The 4,162-nt window shown below is 73.6% G+C and carries 4 protein-coding genes; 2 read left to right on the forward strand and 2 right to left on the reverse strand.

From position 1 onward, the window contains the following. Nucleotides 1-47: 47 nt before the first annotated feature. Nucleotides 48-671: a hypothetical protein gene (locus ACFWEJ_RS27655; RefSeq protein WP_377232375.1), complete on the forward strand. Its 624-nt coding sequence runs from the start codon at nucleotides 48-50 to the stop codon at nucleotides 669-671. A gap of 47 nt (nucleotides 672-718) precedes the next feature. After that, the gene (locus ACFWEJ_RS27660) at nucleotides 719-1,366 is read left to right on the forward strand and encodes a hypothetical protein (RefSeq protein WP_377232376.1); all 648 of its coding nucleotides are present in this window, start codon (nucleotides 719-721) and stop codon (nucleotides 1,364-1,366) included. Between the two features lie 5 nt (nucleotides 1,367-1,371). Here the strand turns inward: ACFWEJ_RS27660 and ACFWEJ_RS27665 are convergent, their stop codons facing one another. Together ACFWEJ_RS27665 and ACFWEJ_RS27670 are read right to left on the reverse strand one after the other, a co-directional pair. Further along, entirely contained in the window at nucleotides 1,372-2,730 is a 1,359-nt protein-coding gene (locus tag ACFWEJ_RS27665; RefSeq protein WP_377232377.1) for a DUF4232 domain-containing protein, read from the reverse strand. Nucleotides 2,731-2,752: 22 nt separating this feature from the next. Then, nucleotides 2,753-3,988 (reverse strand): NAD(P)/FAD-dependent oxidoreductase, encoded by a 1,236-nt coding sequence (locus ACFWEJ_RS27670; RefSeq protein ID WP_377232378.1) that lies wholly within the window; start codon nucleotides 3,986-3,988, stop codon nucleotides 2,753-2,755. Between the last annotated feature and the right edge of the window lie 174 nt (nucleotides 3,989-4,162).

Consider the following 4,162-nt stretch of genomic DNA (forward strand, 5'->3'; position numbering starts at 1 on the left):
GGCCTGTCGCCCGGCCGGCTCCGTGCTTCCGCCCCTATCCTGTGCGGATGGTGGACACGGGTGGGGTCGAGGTTGTCGGAGCGTCGGGACGGCGGCGATCCCGTCGGACCGCCTGGATCGTGGGCGCGGCCGTCGTGGTGGTGGCGTTGGTCGCCGGCACCGGCGTCTGGCAGTACGCGGCCCGCAGCACTCGGATCGTGGCGGAAGGCGTCACCCTGAGCGGAGGCATGGAATTCCCGGACTGTCTGCCCCGGATGGCCCTCGCCGTGTATGGCACCACCGACGACGTGCTCGTGGGGCAGACGGTGCGCAACCCGTCACGGTGGCCGGTCACGGTGACCAGCTCCGACCCGGAGGTCTACCGGTTCGAGGCGCTGAGCGACGGTCCGGCGGGCGTCTCGTCCGCCGACGGCGCCCCACCCGCCGATGCCTCCGGCCAGGTCGTCCTCCCGCCGGGGGGTGAGGTCACGATGTGGATCGTGGACCCGCAGCGCCACAGCATCCAGGACTCCACCACTGTCTGGTACGAGTTCAGCGAGGTGCCCGTGACGCTGCGGACGCTCGGTGTGGAGCGCGAGTCCTCGGTCCAGCTTCCCGGCACGCTCTACGTCGGCGGTGGCAAGGACGGCGACCAGCTCGGTGCGGCGCTGCAGGAGGCGTGCCGCGCCTGAGGGCGTTTTTGTGGACTGCCGGTGCGGTCCGCCCCTACTGTCCGGCCATGACCAGCGGCGCAGGGGTGGAGCCGGCCGAGGCCGTGCAGGGCGGGCGGCCCCGCGGACGGCGGGTCGTCCGGATCGTGGGTGCCTGCGTGGCGCTGGCGCTGGTCGCTGGGGTCGCGGCCTGGCAGGTCGCGGCTCGGACGGCCGTGGTGGAGCCGGGTTCGTGGGGCAACAGCGGGGCGGGTGCGACCCTCCCCGACTGCGTTCCCGGGGAAGACCTGTGGGCGATGTTCGGTACCGACGAGGACGTGGTGCTGGTGCAGTCGGTGCGGAACGCTTCCCGATGGCCGGTCACCGTGATCAGCACCGATCCGGACGTGTTCCGGTTCGAGCCGATGGCCGACGACGCCCTGGACGACTTCCAGCCCCTGAGCAGTCCCGCGGACGGGGCGCCGGACCGCTCGCAGACCTCGGACCGAATAGTCATCCCGCCCGACCGTGAGGCGACCATGTGGATCGTCGATCCGCAGGGTGACCTCCCGACTGCCGACGGCTGGAGGATGTACGAGAACGCGGAGCTCGCCGTCCGCGTGCTCGGCGTGGAGCGTGAGCTCCCCATGCCGCTGCGAGGAACGATCGCCGTGGGTGGGGGCGAGCCCACGGCCGCCCGGCTCGACCGTGCGCTGCAGGAGGCGTGCGAGGCCTGAGGGCGCTAGTCGCCCCGCGTCCAGGGGCCCACGCGGACCTCCGCGCCGTCGAGGACGTCGAGCCCCGTCGCCGGCGTCCCGTCCGTCGTCGCGTCGAGCGGCACCGGGCCGGCGCCCGGGACCGGGGTGACCTGGACCGTCGTGGTGGTGTCCGGGTCGTTGGCCGTCGACATGGTGTGCCAGAGCAGCAGGGCGAGCACGGCCTCGCCGTCGGGCACCACCACGCGGGCGGGCACCAGGCCGGGCTCGGCCGGCTGGACCGTGACGTCCTGTTGGGGCTGCCCGGCCGCGTTCTCGAAGCCGAGGTCGGGTACGCCCTGGACGGCGCACGGCCGGCCCGACACGTTGCGGGCCCGGACCGAGACACCCCGCGTGCCCGCCGCCGAGTCGACGACGCCGAGCGTGACGTCCAGGTCCGGCCCCGTGCAGTCGGGGGCGGCGTCGTCGGGCCAGGGGGTCGCGCCCCCGGCCGGCTCGGGGGACGACGGAGCGGGCTCCGCGCCGGACACCCAGCCGGTCGTCTCGGCGTACCCGGCGTCCAGGACGGTGTAGGCCAACGGGGCGTCCGCCGTGGCGAAGTCCTGCGCCTCGAGCCAACGTCGCAGGTCAGCAAGGCTCTGGGCGCCTGACTCGGCATCGGTCTGGAGCGTGAGCCGTCGTTCCTGGGCGAGGTAGGTGGCGTCCTGGACACCCGGCCGGCCGGCCGCGGCGACCAGCAGCCGGACCGTGTCGACGTCGGGCACGCTGCCCGCGGACCGGTAGCGGGCGCCGGGGGCCTCCAGCTCGGCCCGGCGGTCCAGCTCGTCGGCCGCCTCGGCGACGTCGACCAGGTCGCCCGGAGCGGCCGCGGCCACGTGCGCGGTCGCGGCGATCGGGTCGGAGCCGTTGCCCTCGCCCAGCGCGAGGCCGACGGTCGTGGCTCCTGCCGCGAGCAGGTCGTAACCGTCCTCGACGGCGTTGACCAGGGCGTCGGCCGCGGTGTCCGGCCCGGCACCGACACGAAGTCCGGACCCGACGAAGTCCGACGCCACGGTGACGTTCTCGCGTTCGTCCACGTCCCTCGCCGCACTCGTCAGGAGCCGATGGGCCGAGCCGGCGGCCTCGCCCGCCTCTTCCGGGTCGAGCGCCCTCGCCAGGACTACCTCGACCTGCACGGTGCTCGGCCTCGTCTCGCTCCGCTGCCCGAAGTTGCCCTGGACGGGCTCAGGCCCGAACGTCCTGGTCACCGCCACGTCGGCGACGCCGGGCAGAGCGCGCACCGCCTCCGCGGCCGACTCGACCTCGTCCGGCGGCCCCGGGGTGCACCCGGCGAGGACGAGCGCGGACGCGGTGGCGAGCAGCAGGACCCGGCGGAGTGGCGGCACCCCGCGATCGTCCCACCGCGCCTCAGCTCACGAAGGCGTCCAGCTCCTCGCGCGGAACCTTCCTCCGAGACCTGATCAGTTCCTCCACACGGTCCATCTGTTCCCACACGTTCACGGCCATCCCGGCCACGACCTGCCCGTCGAGCAGCCAGAACGCCACGAACTCGCGAGCGCTCAGGTCGCCGGAGACCACCACGTCGTCGTACCCGCCGGGCACGTCCACCCAACCGGTGTACTCCATGCCGACGTCGTACTGGTCGCTGTAGAAGTACGGCAGCCGGTCGAACGGGTCGGCGGCGCCGAGCATCGCCCGGCCGGCGTGCGCGCCGGTCCGCTGCGCCGTGGCCCAGTGCTCCACCCGCAGCGGTCGCCCGTAGTGCGGCGAGGGGATGCTGGCCACGTCGCCCGCGGCGAAGATGTCCGGGTGCGAGGTCGCGAGCGTGCCGTCGACCACGATGCCGCCGCCCTCCGAGGCGGCCCGCAGGTCCAGGCCGGCGACGTCGGCGAGCCCGATGTTCGGGGTCGCGCCGACGCCGATGACGACGACGTCGGCGCCGATGCGCGTCCCGTCCGACAGGTCGACCCCGGTGACCCGGCCCTCCGCGCCCTGGAACCCCGAGACCGACGTCCGACGCAGGAGGCGCACGCCGTGCTCGACGTGGACCCCGGCGTAGAAGTCGCCCATCTCCGGTCCCAGGACGCGACCCAGGGGATGCGTCCCGCGGCCCACGACCGTGACGTCCAGCCCGAGGGTCCGGGCCGACGCCGCGACCTCGAGCCCGATCCAGCCGTCGCCGACGACGGCGACCCGGCCCACGCCCTCCAGCGAAGCCTCGAGCAGCATGCTGGAGATGCGGTCGGAGTCGTCGATCGTGCGCAGGTAGTGCACACCCGCGAGATCGGTGCCCGTGACGTCGAGCGGGCGCGGCGTCGACCCGGGCGCGAGGAGCAGCTTGGCGAAGGGGAGCGTCGTGCCGTCGGACAGGGTCAGCGTGTGCTCGTCGGGGTTCAGCCCGACCACGGTCTCGTTGGTCCGGACGGTGACCTCGTGCTCGCGGTACCAGGTCTCGTCCAGCGGGAAGACGGCGTCGCGCTCCGCCTCGCCGCGCAGGTAGTCCTTGCTCAGCGGCGGGCGCTCGTACGGATGATGGGGCTCGCTGGTGACGACCACGAGATCGCCGCGGTATCCCTCCTTGCGCAGCGCCTCCGCCGCGCGGGCCGTCGTCAGTCCACCACCGACCAGAACGTGCGGGTTCATAGGACTCCTCCTGGGCTCGGGCTCCCGGGCTTGGGGTAGGCGATCAGTCTTGCACCCGAGCTGGATGGGGGCACCAGTTCCGGGCCGGCTCCCGTGCCCAGCCATGGTGCGCTTCTACCCAGTCATCGGGCCCGAAATCGCACTGGATGCGGGCCCGATGACTGGGTAGAAGCG

It is taken from the genome of Promicromonospora sp. NPDC060204 (genome assembly GCF_042728455.1).
Lineage (GTDB): Bacteria > Actinomycetota > Actinomycetes > Actinomycetales > Cellulomonadaceae > Promicromonospora.